The following is a 21457-nucleotide window of genomic DNA, read 5'->3' on the forward strand; positions in this document are numbered from 1 at the left end:
GGCGCTTTGAAATATAATTTTATTAAAAATATAAAAGAAAAGGTAGGTGAAAAACCTGATTTATGGCTAGGTAATAGGAAGAGAATACTTGGAATAGTAAGTTAATATTAGTATAGTGGTACTGACCTAAGTAGTTGAGTCCTGTGATACTGTCATTATGTTTAGTCGACAAAACGAAAATATTGGATGGATAGATTGCCAAATATTTAGGAATCAGGGAAGTATTGAATAATAATTATAAAAGTAAAGGTAAAAATAAAATTAGAGTTATTCCAATAGGTGGACTTGGAGAAATTGGAAAAAATATTACTGCGATAGAATACAAAGAAGAAACTATCATAATAGATTGTGGAATAGCATTCCCAGACGTGGATATGTATGGAGTGGATTTAGTAATTCCTGATATAACATATCTTTTAGAGAATAAAGATAAGATAAAAGGGATTTTTCTAACCCATGGTCATGAAGATCATATAGGCGCATTACCATATGTTTTAAAACAAATGAATGTTCCAGTGTATGGAACACGTCTAACGCTCGGACTTGTAGAAAATAAGTTGCAAGAACATGGAATATTGGCAGATTGCACCCTAAATGTAGTAAAATCGGGAGATATTATAAAGCTAGATAAAATCAGTGTAGAATTTATAAGAGTTAGTCATAGCATAGCAGATGCCTGCTCCATTTGTATACACACGCCTATTGGTAGAATTATACACACAGGTGACTTTAAGATAGACTATACTCCAATTGATGGAGAAGTTATCGATTTAGAGCGATTTGCAAAATTAGGTGGGCAAGGAGTACTACTACTAATGGCTGATAGTACTAATGTAGAACGCCCTGGATTTACTATATCTGAAAAAGTAATTGGAGAAACTCTAAATAAAATATTTTATAAGGCAGAAGGCAGAGTAATAGTAGCTTCATTTGCATCAAATATTCATAGAATACAACAAATTGCTAATGCTGCAGTTTCGAATGGAAGAAAAATAGCATTTAGTGGAAGAAGTATGGAGAGAATTTCTGAAGTAGCTATGAATCTCGGATATTTACATATACCGCCGGAAGCTATAATTACTGTATCAGATCTTCATAATTACCCTGATGATAAGGTAACAATAGTAACTACTGGTAGTCAAGGTGAACCGCTAGCTGCATTAACAAGAATGGCATCATCAACTCATAGAAGTATCCAAATACAAAAAGGTGATTTGATTATTTTATCTGCATCTCCTATTCCAGGGAATGAAAAGTTCATATACAATGTTATAAATGAACTATTCAAAAAGGGAGCTAATGTAATATATAATACTACAGAGGAAATTCATGTTTCTGGGCATGCGTGTCAAGAGGAATTAAAATTAATCCATACGCTAGTTCGTCCTAAATATTTTATGCCAGTTCATGGTGAATATAGACATCTTAAACAACATGCGTTGCTTGCAGAGAAATTAGGAATGGATTCTGAAAAGATTTTTATTGCAGAAACAGGACAAATATTAGAAGTATCCCCAAGCGAATGTAGAATAGCAGGAAGAGTTCAAACGGGAGCCGTAATGGTAGATGGACTTGGAGTAGGGGACGTTGGGAATATCGTTCTTCGAGATAGAAAGCATTTAGCAGAAGAAGGTATACTTACCGTGGTAGTTACTATAGAAAGAGAAACTTATAGTATAGTAGCAGGACCAGATATAATAACTAGAGGGTTTGTATATATGAAAGAATCCAATGAACTTATTAATGAGGCCAGAGACATTGTGAGAAAAGAATTAGAACAGTGCTTAAATAATAAGATTAAAGAGTGGGTAGTAATAAAAGCTAGTATCAGAAACGCTTTAGGCCAGTTCTTATATATAAAAACTAAGAGAAGACCTATAATTATACCAATAATAATGGAAATTTAAGAAAACTAAATTTTTATGTTCTTTATTTTTAACGATATCTCACAAGGAAGTCGCCCACTTTTATAAGTGGGCGTATAAATCTCCTTTTGAAGTCGTTAATTCAGCTCCGTTGCAGCTGTTCAGCTTCGCAGGAGATGATTTAAATAAGTAAAAAAGTATGTATTATAATAATACATACTTTTTTTTATATACTTTTTGTTAAAGTCGAATAAAATGTTGACAGATTGCAAATACTTGGATATAGTATAAAGGTAAATGCAAATCATTTGCAACAAGCAACAATAATATAACAGCACTACAGGTGAAGGTTTAAGGAGTGAAAAAATATTGAGAAAAATTATTAATGCCATACTTTTAACATGTATGATAGGTACATTAGTTGGGTGTTCAAATGCTACAACCAGTAAGCAAAGTGACCAGTCAAAACTACAAGTGGTAGTGTCTTTTAATCCATTAAAGGGATTTGTGCAGGCTATTGGGAAAGATAAAGTAGAAGTGAGAACAATAGTACCGGAAGGTTCTGAACCACATGAATTTGAACCGAAAATAAAGGATATGGAAAACATAAGTAAAGCTAGTTTGTTCGTCTATACGGGATTTGGAATGGAATCCTGGGTAGATAAAACTTTAACGGCTATAGATAATAAAAATTTAGTTGTAGTTGATTCATCTATTGGGGTAAATCCAATAAAAAACGAGGGCGAAAAAATTAAGGAGTATGGTCAATATGATCCACATATATGGCTGAGTCTAAGAGAAGCGAAAATTCAAACTAAAAACATAAAAGAAGCATTAGTTAAGGCTGATCCAAAAAATAAAGATTTTTATGAGAAAAACTTCCAAGAATTCTCAGATGAACTTGATAAGCTTTATAACGAATATAAAGTAAAATTTGATGCAGTAACAAATAAGAATTTTGTTACAAGTCATGCTGCTTTTGGGTATTTGTGCAGAGATTTTGGCTTAAAGCAAAATAGTGTAGAAGGTGTATTTGCAGGAGGTGAGCCTACCCCTCAAAAATTAAAGGAGATAATAGATTTTTCCAAGAAAAATAAAATAAAAGTTATTTTTATGGAAGAACTTGCAAGTGCAAGAGTATCTGAAGCCATTGCAAAAGATTCAGGTGCTAAGGTGCAAAAAATATACACAATAGAAAGTAATGAAGGAAATAAAACATATATAGAGAGTATGAAAGAAAATCTATCCAATATATATAATAGCTTAAAATAATAATTAACCCCATCTTAGATTAATTAAGGTGGGGTTAATTAATTTTAATTTCTTAATGTTATCAGCAGATAACCTTATATACTATTTGATGTCTATAGTCTATTGTTTGTTCCTATTGTATAATTAAACTAACAAGAATTTAATATATAATTACAAAATTCACTGTTTGAAAAGTAGCACCTTTTATTGTAGAAGTTATGAACAAAAGCTCTAGTAAAAGGTCAGGCATAGAAAAGCTTGCAGGGGAATTAGAAATAAAGCCACATGAAATTATATGCATAGGGGCTTTAGGGAATGATAAACAAATGATTGGGTATGTAGGACTTGGAGTGGTAATGGGGAATGCCTTTGTGGAAATTAAAAAAAACGCTGATTATGTGATAACTGATCAGTTCTATCTTGGGATAGACAAGTTCTATCAAAAATAATATGAGCTACATTATGTATACATTATATATAGTAAGGTGGAGATACTATGTTTGCAGAGGAAATTGTAGAAAAGACAAACGTAGAGCTTACATAAAATGAAAGCGGGGTATAAATCTATGAAAAAAATAAACTTTGCGATAATAGGATATGGTGGTATAGCAAAAACTCACTTATTAGCAGTTTACGACGCTAACGTAAGGTTTTCACTCCCTTATGAGTTAAATTTAACACATATTGTAACTAGAAAGCCTACAAACATACCCATAAGTTGTGTGAGAAATGTTACGGACATTGAAGAGGTCCTTAAGGATGAACAAGTTCATTTTATAGATATATGTACCCCGAATGATTCACATTTTGATATTGTAAAAAAAGCAGCTGCGTATGGAAAAGCTATTTACTGTGAAAAGCCTCTAGCAACGAATATTTTTGATGCTATGGAAATGGAGAGACTTGTTAAGAAAAATAATATAATAAATTCTGTAGCCTTAGTTTATAGATTTATGCCCGCTCTCTCTCTATTAAAAAGAGAACTTGAAAAAGAGACCATAGGGAAGATTATAGATTTTAAAGTTAGAACTTATCATGACAGTTATTTAAATGAAAAGAAAAAGGGCACTTGGAGAACTGGGAAAAATTCTGGCGGAGGAGCACTACTGGATTTAGGTGTTCATTTAATTGACATGATACAATTTACTATGGGAGATATAGAAGAAGTAGAAGCGAAGACTAGGATTTATTTTAAGGAAAGAGCAAAGGTTGATGAAATTGCAAATTGTGATTTTATATTAAAAGATGGAACTTTCGGAAGTCTAGAGGTTTCAAGAGTATTTACTGAAAGAGAACAAACAGATGATTTCGTAGTTTATGGTAGCAAAGGTAGTATAAAAATTAATTTTAACAATCCTTATGAAATTGAAATATATAGATATGAAAGTAGCTCAACAGAAATTAAAAATGTAGCATCAGGAGATAGTCTATTAAAATATTATGCTGACAAAAGGAACTCCCTAGGATTTTTCCAAAATTGTCATACAGCTTCACTTATAAATTTTGCTAATAAAATTTTTAATAATTGCAGCGATGGCATTGATGGCGATTTCTCAGATGCATTAAAATGCCAGAGAATAATTGATAAGGTGTATGGGAGATAGGCATTAAACCACTATAAACAAAACGGGATACTTAAAAAGCATAACATTTAATACCGCGCTACGTAGAAAAAAAACTGTTTTTGTGATATATTTATTAGCATATAGGTAAAACTTACAAGGTATGTGAGGTATACAAGGTATGCGAAGCATACAAGATATGATTAGCATAAAGTATGCTAGATTAAAAGGAAGGTGTCAAATATGGAAAATAAAACGACTTCATCAAATTTTATAAGAAATATTGTTAAGGAAGATATAGAAAGCGGAAAACACAAAAAAATAATTACTCGTTTTCCACCAGAGCCAAACGGATATTTGCATATTGGGCATGCAAAGTCAATTATTTTAAATTTTGAATTAGCAGATGAATTTAAAGGTAAGACAAACTTACGTTTTGATGATACTAACCCAGCAAAAGAAGACAAAGAGTACGTTAAATCTATAGAAGAAGATGTAAAATGGCTTGGATTCAAGTGGGATGATTTATTTTTTGCATCAAACTATTTTGATGAAATGTATAAACGTGCTGTATTATTAATAAAAAAGAATATGGCTTATGTGTGCGATCTTACAGCTGAGGAAATGAAAGAGTACAGAGGTACTTTAAGAGAGCCAGGTAAAGAAAGCCCATACAAAAATAGAACTGTGGAAGAGAACCTAGATCTATTTGACCGTATGAGAAAAGGTGAATTCGTTGATGGATCCAAGGTTCTAAGAGCTAAAATTAATATGAGTTCTCCTAATATAAACATGAGAGATCCAATAATTTATCGTATATCTCATGCGGTGCATCATAATACAGGAGATAAATGGTGTATTTATCCTATGTATGATTATGCGCATCCAATAGAAGATGCAATTGAGGGTATTACACATTCGATTTGTACTTTAGAATTTGAAGATCATCGTCCATTATATGATTGGGTAGTAAATCAATGCGAAATGGAAAGTACGCCAAGACAAATAGAGTTCGCAAGATTAAATATAACAAATACAGTAATGAGTAAAAGAAATCTTAAGCAATTAGTAGACGAAGGAATTGTAGATGCTTGGGATGACCCACGTATGCCAACTATAGCAGGACTAAGGCGTCGTGGCTACACACCAGAAGCTATACGCAATTTTTGCAGAGAAATTGGCGTTGCAAAAGGTAACAGCACTGTAGATGGACAAATGCTAGAGCACTTTATAAGAGAAGATTTAAGTCCAAAGGCGCTTAGAACTATGGCAGTTTTAAGACCATTAAAAGTAGTTATTACAAATTACCCAGAAGCTCAAGTGGAAATGCTTGAAATTGAGAATAATCAAGAAAATCCAGAAATGGGAACTCGCCAAGTCTCATTCTCAAGAGAAATATATATAGAACGAGAAGATTTCATGGAAAATCCACCTAAGAAATACTTTAGATTGTTCATAGGTAACGAAGTAAGGCTTAAGGGAGCATACTTTATAAAATGTAATGAAATGATTAAAGATGCTGACGGAAATATATGTGAAATTCATTGTACTTATGACCCAGAAACTAAGAGTGGTAGTGGATTTACAGGGAGAAAAGTTAAAGGAACAATTCACTTTGTAGATGTAGTAAATGCAGTGCCTGCAGAATTTAGGTTATATGAGCCTTTAATTTTAGATGAGAAGCAAGAAGAAGGAAAAACTTTCATAGATCAAATAAATCCGGATTCTATAGAAATATTACAAGGGTTTATAGAACCAAATATGAAGAATTCAAAACCACAAGATAAATTTCAATTCTTCAGACATGGATATTTTAATGTAGATTCTAGATACACAACCGATGATAAAATAGTGTTTAACAGAATAGCATCTTTAAAAAGTTCATTTAAAATTAATAAATAAAAGTTAATAAAAAAAGCAAGTACAAGATTTTATCCTGTACTTGCTTTTTTTAATTATAATAGCTTAGTTTCTATTTCTTCTTTAATTCTTGAAATAAATGAGTCTAAAGAAGTTGCACCTTCATCACCATTTTTGCGGCTTCTAACAGAGACTTCATTTAGTTCTGCCTCTTTTTCACCAACTATTAATAGGAAAGGGGCTCTTTCATTACGAGCTTCACGAATCTTGTAGCCAATTTTTTCTGCTCTAAAGTCTGCAGAGGATCTGATTCTTGATTCCTTAAGCTTTGCAACTACCTTTTCTGCATAATCATGATATTTTTCAGAAATAGGTAATACCTTAACTTGTAGTGGTGCAAGCCAAGTTGGGAAAGCACCAGCATATTTTTCGATAAGCATTGCAAGTGTTCGCTCATAGCAACCAATAGAAGTTCTATGGATAACATATGGACGCTTTTTAACTCCATCTTTATCAATATAAGTCATGTCAAATCTATCTGGCAGTGCGAAGTCAATTTGCACTGTAATTATAGTATCTTCTTTACCATGAACATTTTTGAATTGAAGGTCAAGCTTAGGACCGTAGAAAGCAGCTTCACCAATAGCTGTTTTATAATTTATTCCTAAGTGATCTAGTATATCTTTCATCTTCGATTCAGTTTCTGCCCAAGCCTCAGGGTTGTTAATATACTTATCTTTATTTTTGGGATCCCATTTAGAGAATCTGTAAGTAATATCATTTTCGATTCCAAGTGTTTTCATTACATAGTTAATTAAATTTATAACATCTTTAAATTCTTCTTCTAATTGTTCAGGGGTAACAACTAAATGACCCTCTGAAATAGTGAACTGACGTACTCTCATAAGACCATGCATTTCACCGGAAGATTCATTTCTAAATAAAGTTGAAGTCTCCCCATATCTAATTGGAAGGTCACGATAACTCTTTTGATCTGCATTATAAATTGTAAATTGGAATGGGCATGTCATTGGGCGAAGTGCCATGACTTCTTCATTTTTAGATTCATCACCAAGGACAAACATTCCATCTTTATAATGATCCCAGTGACCAGACATTTTATATAAATCGCTCTTAGCCATAAGAGGAGTCTTAGTTAAAACATAACCTCTTTTTTCTTCCTCATCTTCAACAAAACGTTGTAATAATTGGATTACCCTTGCGCCATTAGGCATAAGTAGAGGCAAACCTTGACCTATAACATCTGATGTTGTAAAGAATTTTAGTTCACGGCCAAGCTTGTTATGGTCTCTTTTTTTAGCATCTTCCATCTTCTCTATATGAGCATCTAAATCGGATTTTTTAGTGAAGGCAGTTCCGTATATACGGCTAAGCATTTTGTTTTTCTCGTTACCTCTCCAGTAAGCTCCTGCAACTTGAGTAAGTTTAAATGCCTTTACATACTTTGTAGACATTAAATGTGGTCCCGCACAAAGATCTGTAAATTCGCCATGTTTGTAGAATGATAATTTTGCGTCAACTGGTAGGTCTTCAATTAATTGAACTTTAAAATTTTCATCTCTTTCTTCCATAAAAGCAATAGCTTCATCTCTTTCAAGCTCGAATCTTTCTATTGGAAGATCTTCTTTAACAATCTTTTTCATTTCTACTTCGATTTGTTTAATTTCATCTGCTGAGAAAGAATCTTGTTTATCAAAATCATAGTAGAAACCCCCATCTATAGCAGGTCCGATGGCAAGTTTTGTACTAGGGAACAATCTCTTTACTGCTTGAGCTAAAATATGAGTAGCACTATGCCTAAAGGCTTTTTTACCTTCTTCGCTATCAAAAGTTAATATACTAACATCGCAGTCCTTAGTGATTTTATAACGTAAATCTACGATTTCATCATTCACCATTCCAGCACAAGCAACTCGTGCAAGGCCCTCACTAATATCTTTCGCAATTTCAATTACAGTCATTTCAGATTCATAAGTTTTAATTGAACCATCTTTTAATTTAATGTTTATCATATGTATTGCTCCTTTCTTTTATCTTATAGGGTTAAGTCATATTTGAGAAATAACACTAGCATAAATATTATGCGCAATTCTTTAAACCTATATTTTTATAAAACAAAAAAAACCCGTCCCAATTCTAATTATAGAATTGGGACGAGATTATAATTTCCCGCGGTTCCACCCAAATTGTTTATAAAATAAACCACTTAATAATTATAACGGAATTACCGGACTTTATTGAAGTCACTCAGAGGCAGTCTTCAGCCAATTTCATTTAAGAATACTTCCAGCTAAGGTATCCTTTCTCTGTAAATGTGCCATGGCTTACTTTTCTCTTCGTAGAATTAAATTATTATATTTATATTAATTATAGCACTTGCACTAAAGATGTCAAGGTAGCAAATAAAGTTATTTAGGCGTTTTCAACAAAATAAATAGTAGGTAAGATTTTCTATTTTACTACTTTAAATTGTGGTGGATAAGTATTTTCAGAGAGTACATCAAAGATGAAACCTTGATTTGTAAGACCCTCAATAATTTCAGGTAAGGCTTCAACTGTTGTGGTTTTTGGATTTAAATCATGCATTAATATAATGGCGTGTTTAGTCCGACTAGATTGAGTTAAAACTGATTCTATAATCTTATGTTTGTGCTGACAAAAAGCGGAAGCATCACTAGAATCAACATTCCAATCAAAGTATTTATAACCATCCTTATTCATTTCACTAATTACAGTGTTCATTATTTCCATGCCACCGTAACTGTGACTAATAGTATTATTAGAGCCACCAGGATATCTTAAAATATGACTAGGCTTTTTACCTGTAATTTCAGTAAGGAACGAATCTAATTTTTTTACGTCTTTTTTAAAATTATCTGGCGATGCATAAATACTATTATAATCATGACTGTAAGTGTGATTAGCTAAAGTGTGCCCATCGTCAGAAATTTGTTTATACAAAAATCTTGATTCAGGGTGACCATTTACAAAAAAAGTAGCCTTAATATTATATTTTTTTAGGACTTTTAAAATTTGTAAAGTGTTGCTAGATACCCCGTCATCGAAGGTTAAATAAGCTATTTTAGTATTATCTAATTTGGATTTATATAAGACTTCATCCTTTTTGATAGTACTTTCGAGGATCTTATTTTGTGATTTTAACTTCTTATTGTCCTCATGAATCTGAGCTATTTGATGCGACAATAAACTATGTTGATGTTCACTTGAAACTACGGTTACTTGGCTAACTGCGACTCCTAAAAACGAAGTAATGCATAAAGTAAAAATAGAAATTTTTACTATTAGGAATTTTAATGAGTGCTATAATTGTTAACCGTTTTGTCAGGTTTCACGAGAAGTTTATTTTATGTAATGTTTCCCAATTGCATAAAAATGGACAATTTTCATAACAAATACATAAAACTGTGGTATATTTCTTAGGAAGTTATAAATTCTAAACAAATGAAGGGGATGTACTAATGAAGAATGCATTAAGAAATCTTGCAGTTATGATGATATTAATTTTTAATTCAAACGTAACTGTATTAGCTGTTGGACCAAATGCAGAGGTGCAGAAGAATGACTCATTATCTAAAATTGAAGGACAAAGAGAAAAAATCGAAATGAAAATAGAAGAATTTGATAATGAAATTCAACAAAACATGGCTAAAACAGAAGAGAATAAAGATAAAATATCTAAAACTGAAAAGGCAATTGAAAGTGCCGCAGTGGAGATTAATCAGGTTGAAAAAGAGGCTGAAAAAGAACAGAAGGTATTTAATAGTAGGATGAGAACCATGTACATAAACGGGTTTAATGGGTATGCGAGCATAATACTTGATTCAGAGAGTTTCGGTGATTTTGTATCAAGAGTAGAAAATATAAAAACCGTTATAGAATATGATAAAAAAGTAATGGATGAGTTTGAAGATACCAGAAAAGAATTAAATGAAAAACAGCAAAATTTAAACAAGACAAAGAAGGTATTATTGAGTTTACAAGTAGAAAATAAGCAGAAGTTAAATAAGATGATTGCAACTAAAGAATCACAAAACAAATTACTGGCTGAGCGAAATAGCAAGGAAAATCTTCTTCCAGGAGGGACAAGCAATCCACAAATATTAGCAACTAAAAACATAACAAAAGCAAAGGAAGCATCACCTAAATTTACACCTTCAAGAGGCGCAGCTACTCCATCAAGTAATGCTGTAATAGCCTATGCTTCTAACTTTCTTGGCACACCATATTTATGGGGCGGTTCATCGCCAGCGGGATTTGATTGCTCAGGATTTACGCAATATGTATATGCACATTTTGGAGTATCCATAGGAAGGACAACCTTTGATCAGATAAATGATGGCGTACAAGTGTCTAGAAATAGCCTTCAATCCGGAGATTTGGTGTTGTTTGGAAGCGTTGGTAATCCCCATCATGTAGGTATATATGTAGGGAATAATACATATATACATGCTCCTAGTACAGGAGATGTGGTTAAAGTTTCAGCTATGACAAGATCAGATTTTATATCAGCTAGACGAGTGAAATAGAAAATACATAATTAAAAATAGTAAAGCATAAAATTTCTACTTTGTGACGTGCAAACGAAAGAGAATTTTATGTTTACCATACAACATAGTGGGGACGGTTAACAATTATTAGTTATAATTGTTAACCGTTTTTGAAGTTTTACGAGGAGTTTATTTTCACAAAATAATTCCAAATTGATAATCTTCACAACAACTACATAAGTTTTTGATAAATTTTTTCTATGATTATAATTTACTTTATCATATTACAAATCTTAGTATCCATGATTACTAATAGCTCTTTATTAACCTTTGAATAGGATGAATATTGAATTTATGGATTTTTAAAGACATTTTATTTGGATATCTTTATATTAGGATGAGTTTCGGTTATCATAGTAATAACAGCATTAGACAATTGATTTTTTCTTGCAGAATTTCACTTTCATATTATAATTCCTTTATATATCGATTATGCTAAACCTTAGGGGAATATAATAATGATCGGAATTTAATTTAAACAAGTAGGGACGGTTAACAATTATTTGTCTTTTAATTGAAGAAATAAGTGGGGACGGTTAACAACCTTTTAGCTTTTATAATATAAAAATGTGTAACTATCAACTATTAGGATTAAAGAAGGGGTAATTAAACATGGATAATATATTGATTATTGAAGATGAAGAAAAGGTTTCAGAAATATTAAAAGCATATCTTGAAAAAGAAGGCTATAGAGTACATTGCACCACAAAGGGACTGGAAGGCATAAAACTTTTCGAAAAAATTGAATTCAGATTAGTTATTTTGGATCTAATGCTACCGGACATATCTGGCGAAGAGGTGTGCGGTGTGCTAAGAAAGATTTCTGAAGTGCATATATTTATGCTTACGGCAAAGGGTACATTAGAAGATAGAATACAAGGATTAAACCTTGGAGCAGATGAGTATCTTGTTAAGCCTTTCAGCCCGCGAGAACTAACAGCAAGAGTAAATGCTTTATTTAGAAGGATTAATGTAAATAAGTTTGAAACAAAAGTTTATAATAATGGAGATTTAGAAATTAATTATGACAAAAGGATAATTAAGGTACGCGGGACAGAAATAGCTCTTACACCAAATGAATTTGACATAGTGCATATTCTTTCATCTAACAGGGGAAAAGTATTCACAAGAGAGCAGCTTATTGAGAGAATAATGGGAATAGATTTTCAAGGTTTTGATAGAACGATAGATGTACACATTAAAAATATACGTAAAAAAATAGAAGAAGACAGTAGAAATCCTAAATATGTAATAACCGTAACTAGAATTGGTTATAAATTTGGTGGTGATTAATTTATGAGAATTATAAACTTTATGCGAAGTATAAAATTTACGCAAAGCATAAGAAAAAGGTTAAGTATTATTTTGGTATGCACCTCTATATTAGCGCTTTTTTTGTCTACACTTTTGGTGAATATAACAATATCAAGAACCTTCAACAGGTACTTAGTCGAAATACAAAATAAGAGGGATATTAGAATAGTAAAATATTTAGAAGAAGTATATAAAAAAAATGGTAAGTGGTCAGAAACTTCAGGAATAGAAATTATGCATGAAGCCTATATGAGTAGATACTGCCTTACTCTTAAGGATGAAAATAAAAAAGCCGTTTGGGGAATGAACGCTAATGACATAGTTAACAATACTAATATCACTATGCACGTCAAAAATGAAGGGGTTTATACTACAAGTACCTTTGAAATAAAATCTAAGGACAAGATTGTAGGATACATAGAAATAGGGCAATACGCACCAGTTCTATTATCCAAAGAAGATGTGGATTTTAAACTCTCAATAAATAAGAGTATTATTTTAAGTGTCGTACTTTCAATTTTAATAACAATATTAATTAGTCTTTTTATTTCGAAGCAATTCTCTACTCCGCTTAGGCAAGTTTCAAAGATTTCAGTCAATCTTTCAAATGGAAACTATAATGCAAGGGCAAATGATAAGAGTAGCATTTTAGAACTTGAAGATTTAAGAAATAGCATAAATACACTTGGAGAAAAGCTTCAGCATCAGGATGTCCTTAGAAAGAGGTTAATATCAGATATATCTCATGAAGTCAGAACGCCTCTTAATATTTTACAAAATAATTTTGAAGCTATGATTGATGGTATTTTCCCCGTAGATAATGAAAGATTGACTTATCTTAATGAAGAAGTTATTAGATTTGGAAAGCTTATAGACAACTTAAATGCATTAAAAGAGGTTGAAGGAGAAGAAATAGCATTAAACACGGAGAAAATTTCTTTGAAAGATATCCTTTCTTCAGTTGTAAAAGAATTTGAATTAATAACAGAAAATAAGAATATTAACATGACCTTAGAGTTAAACACAAGTAAACAATGCAACATTTTAGGAGACAGAGATAAAATAAAACAGGTAATTATTAACTTGCTTTCAAATGCAGTTAAATTTACTCCCAAGCAGGGGAAAATTGATATTGCTTTAAAAGAAGCTGATGAAAAAGTAATATTAAAAATAGAAGATACAGGCATTGGTATTAAGGAAGAAGACTTACCTTATATATTCGAAAGGCTCTATAGGGGAGATAAAAGTAGACATGAAATGGAAGGCTCAGGGATAGGTCTCACTATTGTACGCAATATATTAACCATTCATAAAGCAAATATAGAAGTGGAAAGTAAAGAAGGCGCGGGTTGCGTTGTAACTGTAAAATTTAATGGGGCTTTGTGGTTAACCTCAAGAAAATAAAAAGTGGGGACGGTTAACAAACAATTAAACAAATGGTGAAATAGATAGGGACGGTTAACGAGTAATGAAAAGATGCATGTTTAAAAAAACATGTATTTTTTCATTGCTCAGCATATTTAAGAGAACTTGTTTTAATAATTTTATCTTATACATTAATAGAAGATCATATTTATGTATGCTTGTCCAAGTATATTTGAATAAAATAACCATATTTTATTCTCTGAAAAATTTTCGTTTATTACAAATGGCTAAGCATAGGATTTAATAAAATCACCTATAATATTTTCGTATTTTTCGTCTGTTCCAATTAATTCTATACCGATAGTGCTTAATTTTGATACTCTAGCCTGCGTAATGTTCCCAAGTGTGTTAGATATATCACAGGATTTAAAGTTGCAGAGGCTTCTCATTAGAACAACTGTTAACGCTTTTGCTTTTACAAGTTTTCTGCTGTACTTCATATAAAGATGAACCTTTGATACGTTTAGTTTTGACGCTATAAATTCGGCTATATCCTCTGGTTTAAAGTTCCTTATAAGTATTTTCCTATCACTTTTATACTCTGTTTTTTCATCTTCAAATTCAAAATCAATTTCTTCTTTCAGCTTTTCTTCGTTGTCTCTAAAAACAAGGTTATAGTAATTTTTCCTTGCAGTTTTAAGGCTATTTCCAAAAAGACTCATAATAAATCCATAATCAATTAATTTAAAAGAATCACGTCTTTTCCCTAAGAATATTGCTAGACTAGAAAATGCATATTTTTCAGGACAATCCTTATATTCCACTATGGCTGTAGGATTATTGTGTGTATATAGCGATAAGGTCTTTAAATACCTTTCATTAGCAACTATTATACTCTTAAACCTATCTCTAAAAAGATGACCTTCCCTTTTATGTTTTTTATTAAAATACATTGCATAAGAAAAATTTATTCCATGCATTACTTTTGATATGTCTGATCCGTTAGCATCAATTATTAAATGTAAATGGTTATTCATTAGGCAGTACCCATAAAGTTTAAAATCATATAGGATCTTATATTTTTTTATAAGGGATAAATACTTTTTCTTATCATCAGAATCCTTGAATAAATCTACCTCAGTGATACTTTTGCACATAATATGATATATAGATTGTTCACTTTTTAATCTAAAAGTTCTTGACATAAAAAATCATCCTTTCCCATAAGCTTTTCTTAAAATTATTGCCTATGGGTCAGGATGATATTCATATTCTAAAGTCAATAGTTTAAATAGTTGTTAACCGTCCCCGGTGTTGTGAACTTTTCTTTTTTTATTTTAAGTGACGATTTTAGCCTTAAACACATAATATAAAGCAAAGGCACATTAAAATAAATAACAAATCAGTATACGAGTCTATTCTAGCATAGTCTATTTTTCGTTATCTTTACTTGTTTTTTATTCTTGTGGGTCATAAGACAATATCAAGGCAGGTGAAAAAATGGAAACCTTAATAGTAAAACTAACAGAAATTGCAGTAGGGAAAAAAGTGCAAGTGGTAGAATTGCTCTCGGAAGGTTTATCAAGACAACGAATGCTGGATTTAGGGATAGTGCCAAACACCACTATCCACGTACTTAGGCAGAGTCCTTTTGGAGATCCAACGGCATATCTTATAAGAGATACTTGTATTGCACTGAGAGAAGAAGAAGCTCAAAATATTATAGTAAGAGACATAGAATTGTAGCTATTAGAATACAATGACTGTTAAATGTCATCTCAGGGCTAAATAGTTATAAATATAAATATTAATAGAGAAAGGAGAAAAAATGGGGCTAACTTACAGTTCTAGTAATAAGCAGGGATTAAAGGATCTTTTTAATGTAGAGAAATTAAAAGAAGAAGATTATGTCATTGCACTTGCAGGAAACCCAAACACGGGAAAGAGTACAGTGTTCAATGCACTGACTGGACTTCATCAGCATACAGGAAACTGGCCAGGGAAAACCGTTGTAAACTCTCAAGGGAAATATGGTCATAAAGGCACAGACTTTACTATTGTGGATTTGCCAGGCACTTATTCTCTTCTTGCAAGTTCTGTCGAAGAAATAGTAGCTAGAGACTTCATTTGCTTTGGAAAGCCAGACGTAACAGTGGTTGTTTTAGATGCCACGTGTATTGAGAGAAATTTAAACTTGCTTTTGCAGGTGATTGAGATTACTGATAAAGTAATAGCTTGTGTAAATATGATGGATGAGGCTAAAAGTAAAAACATAAGTGTAAATATAGAAGCTTTATCAAAGGAATTAGGTATACCGGTGGTGCCAACTACTGCAAGAAGTAATATAGGCATGAATATTTTAAAAGATACCATATATGATTTATGCACTAATAAAATTCATACCTGTCCCGTACAAATTCAATATCCTAAAAGTATTACGCAGCAGCAGCAACAGCTCACCCCAATGATTATCTCGATTTTTAAGGACAAAATTAATGCTAAATGGCTTGCATTAAGACTTCTAGATGGAGATGAATCACTTTTAAATTCTATAAGCAAATTTTTAGGTTATGACTTAAGAAGTAATTAATAGGGAGGTGTAATTGTTGAATCTAAAGGAAGACGCAAATATTAAGGAGGTTCTAAAAAAATCAAAACTTTTTAGAACACAAAACAATGAAAACATAAGAGACACCATTGTAGAAACTATTTATAAAACGGCGGAGGATATAACAAGAAAAACTGTTATAAAAGACACTGAAAGGTTATTGTCTCAGCAAAAAATTGATGACATAGTTACCTCTAAAAAAACGGGTATCCCAATAATGATACTACTGCTAGCAGTGATATTTTGGCTTACAATTCAGGGAGCAAATTATCCTTCACAGTTTTTGTCAAAATTCTTGTTTTGGATAGAAGCAAAGATCAGTTTATTCTTTATCTATATACAAGTTCCCCTTTGGCTAAATAACCTTTTAGTACTAGGAGTATACCGAACTTTCGCCTGGGTAGTAGCCGTAATGCTTCCACCTATGGCAATATTCTTTCCTATATTTACACTACTTGAAGATGCTGGATATCTGACTAGAATATGCTTTAATTTAGACCATTCTTTTAAAAAAGCTTGCTGTCATGGAAAACAAGCACTAACTATGTGTATGGGGTTTGGTTGCAATGCTGCCGGGGTAATAGCCTGCAGAATAATTGAGTCACCAAGAGAGAGGCTTATAGCCATTGTAACCAACAATTTTGTACCCTGTAATGGTAGATTCCCAACTCTTATAGCTCTATCAATGGTGTTTGTAGGAGTGAGTATAACGCCTGCTAGTAGGTCTGTTATAGCTGCACTGATGGTAGTGCTTTTAGTGCTTATAGGTATAGGGATTACATTACTAACATCCTATACATTATCAAAAACAATACTAAAAGGTATGCCCTCAAGCTTTACATTAGAGATGCCACCCTATAGAAAGCCTCAACTCGGAAGGGTATTATATACATCTATAATTGATAGAACCATGTTTGTGTTGGGAAGAGCTATAATGGTAGCTGTGCCCGCTGGTGCTATAACCTATATTCTTGGCAATGTCATGATTGGAGATATAAGTATACTAGCCCATGCAGCAAATTTTCTAAATCCCTTTGCGAATGCCATAGGTTTAGATGGCTTTATTTTGATAGCCTTTATTTTAGGATTTCCAGCAAATGAAATCGTGCTACCTATTCTTTTAATGGCATACTTATCTAAAGGATCCATGCTTCAATTTGAAAGTATAGATCAGCTTAGGGAGATTTTGCTAAACAATGGGTGGACATACTTAACACTCATAAACACAATGTTATTTTCACTATTGCACTTTCCGTGCGCCACAACAGTATGGACTATAAAAAAAGAAACCGGAAGTATAAAATGGACAATATTATCTGTATTAATGCCCACAGCCATTGCCATAATCATATGCTTTTGTACCACCAAAATTTATAGGATTTTCATGTAGTCAAAACAAAACCTTAAAACAAAACCTTAGGGACAGTTAACAACTAATTGAACTTTAGTCTGGTCAAAACCCCAGGGACAGTTAACAACTAATTGAACTATAGCCTGGTCAAAACCAGAGGGACAGTTAACAACTAATTGAACATTAAACTGTCCCTCACAAATATATATGACAAAAATAAAGACTTTTGTTTTAACAAATCTTGCGAATTTGCTAAAACAAAAGTCTTGTTCCAAGTAAATCTTGCACCAAACCGGGCGTAAGCCAGTATGTCGATTTGATGTATAAGGCAAAGCCTTACGAACTACTCCCTTTCATTTTAAAGTAAAGATTATATTGATAAATCACTAAAAGGGTACCGTTAATGACTTCAGAAGGATAAATAATTAATTAATGGTTATTAACTATTGTTGAAATAATAATAAGCACAATTGGATCCAAGGAGGAATTCATTCTGAAGTGCCATTAAGGTATCCTAATATATTATATGTGCAAAAGGATAAGTTGTTACAGATATTTATACTATATGTAAAATTTATCCTAAAAATTATTATTAGGTGTTTAAAATGTATGGGAAGTAATGTATAATGTTATCAAATGGTAATTATTTGGAAGGCGGGAGTTAAAATGACTTATATAAAAAAATATGAAGAATGGTTAAATAATAAATATTTTGATGAAAAGACTCGAGAAGAATTAAGGTCAATATCAAAAGACAATAATGAAATTGAAGATAGATTTTACATGGATTTAGAGTTTGGAACTGCAGGGCTAAGAGGGAAGTTAGGTGCGGGACTTAATAGAATGAATTTATACATAATTTCAAGAGCAACGCAAGGGCTTGCGGATTATATTAAAGGTTATGGACAAGCATATATGGATAGAGGTGTAGCAATAGCTTATGATTGCAGACATTTTTCACTTGAATTTGCAGCTACAGCATCACAAGTTTTAGCAGCAAATGGAATAAAGGCTTATTTATTTGAGGAATTAAGGCCTACTCCAGAACTATCTTATGCAGTAAGAACGTTAGGTACCGCTGCAGGAATTGTTGTGACTGCTAGCCATAATCCTAAAGAATATAACGGATACAAGGTATATTGGGAAGATGGTGCCCAGATCTTATCATCTACTGCAAATGGTATAACAGAAAAAATTCAGAGCATTACAGATTTTAGTACCATAGAAATCATGGATCTTGAGGAAGCTAAGGAAAAAGGATTAATAGTAATGCTCGGGAAAGCAATGGATGATGAGTATATGGAGAAAGTAAAGGGACTAGCTTTAAGGGATAACATAGATAAAGATATAAAAATTGTTTATACACCTCTAAATGGTACTGGAAATATGCCTGTACGAAGAGTACTAAAGGAAAGAGGTTTTACTAATATAATAGTAGTGCCAGAGCAAGAAAACCCAGATCCAGACTTTACAACCGTTGGATACCCAAACCCAGAGGATGTAAAAGCCTTCAAATATGCCCAGGAACTTGGTAAAAAAGAAGGGGCAGAGTTATTAATAGCTACAGATCCGGATTGCGATAGACTTGCTATAATGGTCAGAGATAAAAATGGAGAATATGTTGCTTTCAATGGTAATCAAACAGGGGCTATATTAATAAAATATGTTATAGAAGGGATGAAAGAAAAAGGCACGCTTCCTAGCAATGCGGCCATAGTAAAATCGCTAGTAACAGGGGATTTAGGCAGGCAAATAGCTAAGAAATATGGCGTGGAAACCTTCGAAGTACTTACAGGATTCAAAAATATTTGTGGTAAAATCAATGATTTTAAGAAAGATGATAGCCATGAATTTATATTTGGATACGAAGAAAGCATTGGGTATGTTGCTGGGACTTTCGTTCGTGACAAAGATGCAGTGATATCTTCCATGCTTTTATGTGAAGCTGCAGCCTACTATAAATCACAAGGGAAAACTCTAATAGATATATTAAATGAGATATACGAGGAATTTGGATATTATAGAGAAAACCTAATATCTCTAGTTCTAGAAGGCATAGAAGGACAAGAAAGAATTTCTAGAATGATGGAAGAATACAGAAAAGATAATCCAAAGACAATAGGCACTGCGAAGCTTACTAAATATATAGATTACGATATAGAAAAAGCTTATGACATAATTAATGGTACAGAAGAATCTAGTGGAATTCCAGTATCTAATGTACTTAAATTCTACTTTGATGATGAGAGCTGGTATGCTGTAAGACCTTCAGGTACAGAACCAAAAATTAAAATATACATGTACTCAAAGGGAGAAACTTTAAAAGCTGCAGAAGAAAAATTGGTAGAAATGAAAGATATAATTATGGAAAAACTTCAAAGTACAAAATAAACATAAGAAACATATAATATATTAAAGGGATCCATGCATTGTGCTGAATGCATTCGGCTGCACTGCATGGATTCCTAAATACAACTAGATTTATCCCTAATGAATTTACAGTTATACTTGTACCATAAAGGATCATGATAAATTTAAAATGGAATATCAATAGTTGTATAGATGCAACAATTAATAAATTGAGAAGGGGAATTTCAGTATGAGGATATTTAATGACATTTCAGAAGGAAAGTCTCCAATTTTTATAAGTGAGAGTTAATCACTCTAGCAAAAATAAAACTCCAGTGGGAGTGTAAATACCCTTCTGAAGTCGTTAATATGCAGCTCCGCAGGAGATAATTAATTTAGTAGTGATTATAATATCATTAATTTTTGTTGGGCTAGGTTTTAGCTTAAACTATAATGTTTTTAAAAAAATTAATGAATATAGTTTGAAATTCAAGGTGTTTTTTAGTCCTCAATTTCAGGAGAAATTAAATAAAAATTATACAAGTGCGGTTAAAATAATTGGAACAAGTGACATAGCATTAGGAGTAATGCTTATAATTTGGGTGTTTTTATTTGCAGCATTCCCTAACACTTTTAAAAATAATAACATTAGTTGTATTGTAATTGGTATTTTATCAATTATGAATCAGATTATATTAAATCTGAAACTTAAGAAGATAAAATAAACAATATTTTATATTGTTTCATAATTATTGTGGGAAAATTTATTGGCTTGTCGGAAATAGACAAACCAATTTTAGTGGTTTTTAAATTTAAAGATATCTAATTTTTAAATATTACCAGGTTACGATTGCTTATAATTTGCATTATGATTAGTAGGCAAATAAACCATGGTTTATTATGCATAACTGTAATATTATGACAAAGTTGAAAGGAGTGAAATTATGAGTGATACATTTATTTTGGTACTTATAGTAGCGGGAGTAGTGGGAGTAGTGTTAAATATATCAAGTACATCAAATACTATTAGTATGATGCGAGTTGACATTGCGCAAATGAAGAGAACTTTAAATATGATTGCGGATAAAGTTGGTATTCCGAGTGAAATAGGACTGCCGGGTGAAATGCGTGTGTCAGATGAAACAATGGCTGAATTAAAAAGCCTTATTTTAGAAGGCAAAAATATCAAAGCAATTAAAAAATATAGAATGGCTACTGGAATAGGGCTCAAAGAAGGCAAAGATTATATTGATGCTCTAAGTGAAAAGGAATTAAAATAGGTAATTTACACGTCTATTATGTTTCATAATTATTAGGAGGAAATTATTGGATTGTAATAAATA

Annotated in this window: 17 protein-coding genes and 1 other annotated feature; of the genes, 14 read left to right on the plus strand and 3 right to left on the minus strand. The window is 32.0% G+C overall.

Annotated elements, in window-relative coordinates; genetic code table 11:
* The first annotated feature begins 224 nt into the window (after window positions 1–224).
* From KTC94_RS12890 to KTC94_RS12910, 5 genes are all read left to right on the plus strand, one after another.
* Window positions 225–1907 carry a ribonuclease J gene (locus KTC94_RS12890; RefSeq protein WP_165413835.1) on the plus strand — a complete coding sequence of 561 codons (1683 nt, stop codon included), beginning with the start codon at window positions 225–227 and terminating at the stop codon, window positions 1905–1907.
* A 324-nt stretch (window positions 1908–2231) separates the two neighbouring features.
* A complete protein-coding gene (locus KTC94_RS12895; RefSeq protein ID WP_304518728.1) occupies window positions 2232–3137 on the plus strand; it encodes a metal ABC transporter substrate-binding protein in 906 nt (301 codons plus the stop codon).
* Between the two features lie 185 nt (window positions 3138–3322).
* A complete protein-coding gene (locus KTC94_RS12900) occupies window positions 3323–3565 on the plus strand; it encodes an HAD family hydrolase (protein ID WP_304518729.1) in 243 nt (80 codons plus the stop codon).
* Window positions 3566–3682: 117 nt separating this feature from the next.
* On the plus strand, window positions 3683–4720 hold the full coding sequence (locus KTC94_RS12905; protein WP_220319786.1) for a Gfo/Idh/MocA family protein: 1038 nt from the start codon (window positions 3683–3685) through the stop codon (window positions 4718–4720).
* 201 nt (window positions 4721–4921) lie between these two features.
* Window positions 4922–6580, plus strand: a complete 1659-nt coding sequence (locus tag KTC94_RS12910) for a glutamine--tRNA ligase/YqeY domain fusion protein (protein ID WP_220319787.1) — start codon at window positions 4922–4924, stop codon at window positions 6578–6580.
* A gap of 53 nt (window positions 6581–6633) precedes the next feature.
* Here KTC94_RS12910 and thrS read toward each other — a convergent pair whose 3' ends face one another.
* Window positions 6634–8571 (minus strand): threonine--tRNA ligase, encoded by a 1938-nt coding sequence (gene thrS / locus KTC94_RS12915; RefSeq protein WP_165413831.1) that lies wholly within the window; start codon window positions 8569–8571, stop codon window positions 6634–6636.
* 134 nt (window positions 8572–8705) lie between these two features.
* Window positions 8706–8908: a binding site (T-box leader), on the minus strand.
* 102 nt (window positions 8909–9010) lie between these two features.
* Window positions 9011–9763, minus strand: coding sequence for a polysaccharide deacetylase family protein (locus KTC94_RS12920; protein ID WP_220319788.1), 753 nt, complete (start codon window positions 9761–9763; stop codon window positions 9011–9013).
* A gap of 275 nt (window positions 9764–10038) precedes the next feature.
* Between KTC94_RS12920 and KTC94_RS12925 the strand changes: the two genes are divergently transcribed.
* The 3 genes from KTC94_RS12925 (at window position 10039) to KTC94_RS12935 (ending at window position 13845) form a co-directional block, all read left to right on the plus strand.
* A complete protein-coding gene (locus tag KTC94_RS12925) occupies window positions 10039–11106 on the plus strand; it encodes an NlpC/P60 family protein (RefSeq protein WP_220319789.1) in 1068 nt (355 codons plus the stop codon).
* Between the two features lie 633 nt (window positions 11107–11739).
* On the plus strand, window positions 11740–12420 hold the full coding sequence (locus tag KTC94_RS12930) for a response regulator transcription factor (RefSeq protein ID WP_165413827.1): 681 nt from the start codon (window positions 11740–11742) through the stop codon (window positions 12418–12420).
* A gap of 3 nt (window positions 12421–12423) precedes the next feature.
* Window positions 12424–13845 carry a cell wall metabolism sensor histidine kinase WalK gene (locus tag KTC94_RS12935; protein ID WP_258280609.1) on the plus strand — a complete coding sequence of 474 codons (1422 nt, stop codon included), beginning with the start codon at window positions 12424–12426 and terminating at the stop codon, window positions 13843–13845.
* Between the two features lie 248 nt (window positions 13846–14093).
* On the opposite strand, the gene KTC94_RS12940 is transcribed toward KTC94_RS12935, so the two are convergent.
* Window positions 14094–15011: a transposase gene (locus tag KTC94_RS12940; RefSeq protein ID WP_220286316.1), complete on the minus strand. Its 918-nt coding sequence runs from the start codon at window positions 15009–15011 to the stop codon at window positions 14094–14096.
* 295 nt (window positions 15012–15306) lie between these two features.
* On the opposite strand from KTC94_RS12940, the gene KTC94_RS12945 reads away from it, so the two are divergent.
* The 6 genes from KTC94_RS12945 to KTC94_RS12965 all read left to right on the plus strand — a co-directional run bounded on the left by KTC94_RS12945 (window position 15307) and on the right by KTC94_RS12965 (window position 21394).
* Window positions 15307–15552 carry a FeoA family protein gene (locus KTC94_RS12945; RefSeq protein WP_165413825.1) on the plus strand — a complete coding sequence of 82 codons (246 nt, stop codon included), beginning with the start codon at window positions 15307–15309 and terminating at the stop codon, window positions 15550–15552.
* Between the two features lie 82 nt (window positions 15553–15634).
* The gene (locus KTC94_RS17780; RefSeq protein WP_216302412.1) at window positions 15635–16396 is read left to right on the plus strand and encodes a FeoB small GTPase domain-containing protein; all 762 of its coding nucleotides are present in this window, start codon (window positions 15635–15637) and stop codon (window positions 16394–16396) included.
* 16 nt (window positions 16397–16412) lie between these two features.
* Window positions 16413–17804 carry a nucleoside recognition domain-containing protein gene (locus KTC94_RS17785; RefSeq protein WP_369811878.1) on the plus strand — a complete coding sequence of 464 codons (1392 nt, stop codon included), beginning with the start codon at window positions 16413–16415 and terminating at the stop codon, window positions 17802–17804.
* A 627-nt stretch (window positions 17805–18431) separates the two neighbouring features.
* Entirely contained in the window at window positions 18432–20156 is a 1725-nt protein-coding gene (locus KTC94_RS12955) for a phospho-sugar mutase (protein ID WP_220319790.1), read from the plus strand.
* A 359-nt stretch (window positions 20157–20515) separates the two neighbouring features.
* Entirely contained in the window at window positions 20516–20839 is a 324-nt protein-coding gene (locus KTC94_RS12960) for a hypothetical protein (protein WP_220319791.1), read from the plus strand.
* 219 nt (window positions 20840–21058) lie between these two features.
* Complete coding sequence (locus KTC94_RS12965) at window positions 21059–21394, plus strand: 50S ribosomal protein L7/L12 (RefSeq protein ID WP_220319792.1); 336 nt, start codon at window positions 21059–21061, stop codon at window positions 21392–21394.
* Window positions 21395–21457 lie beyond the last annotated feature (63 nt).

The sequence above is a fragment of the Clostridium sp. CM028 genome, assembly GCF_030585565.1.
In the GTDB taxonomy this organism is placed as follows: domain Bacteria; phylum Bacillota; class Clostridia; order Clostridiales; family Clostridiaceae; genus Clostridium_AD; species Clostridium_AD estertheticum_B.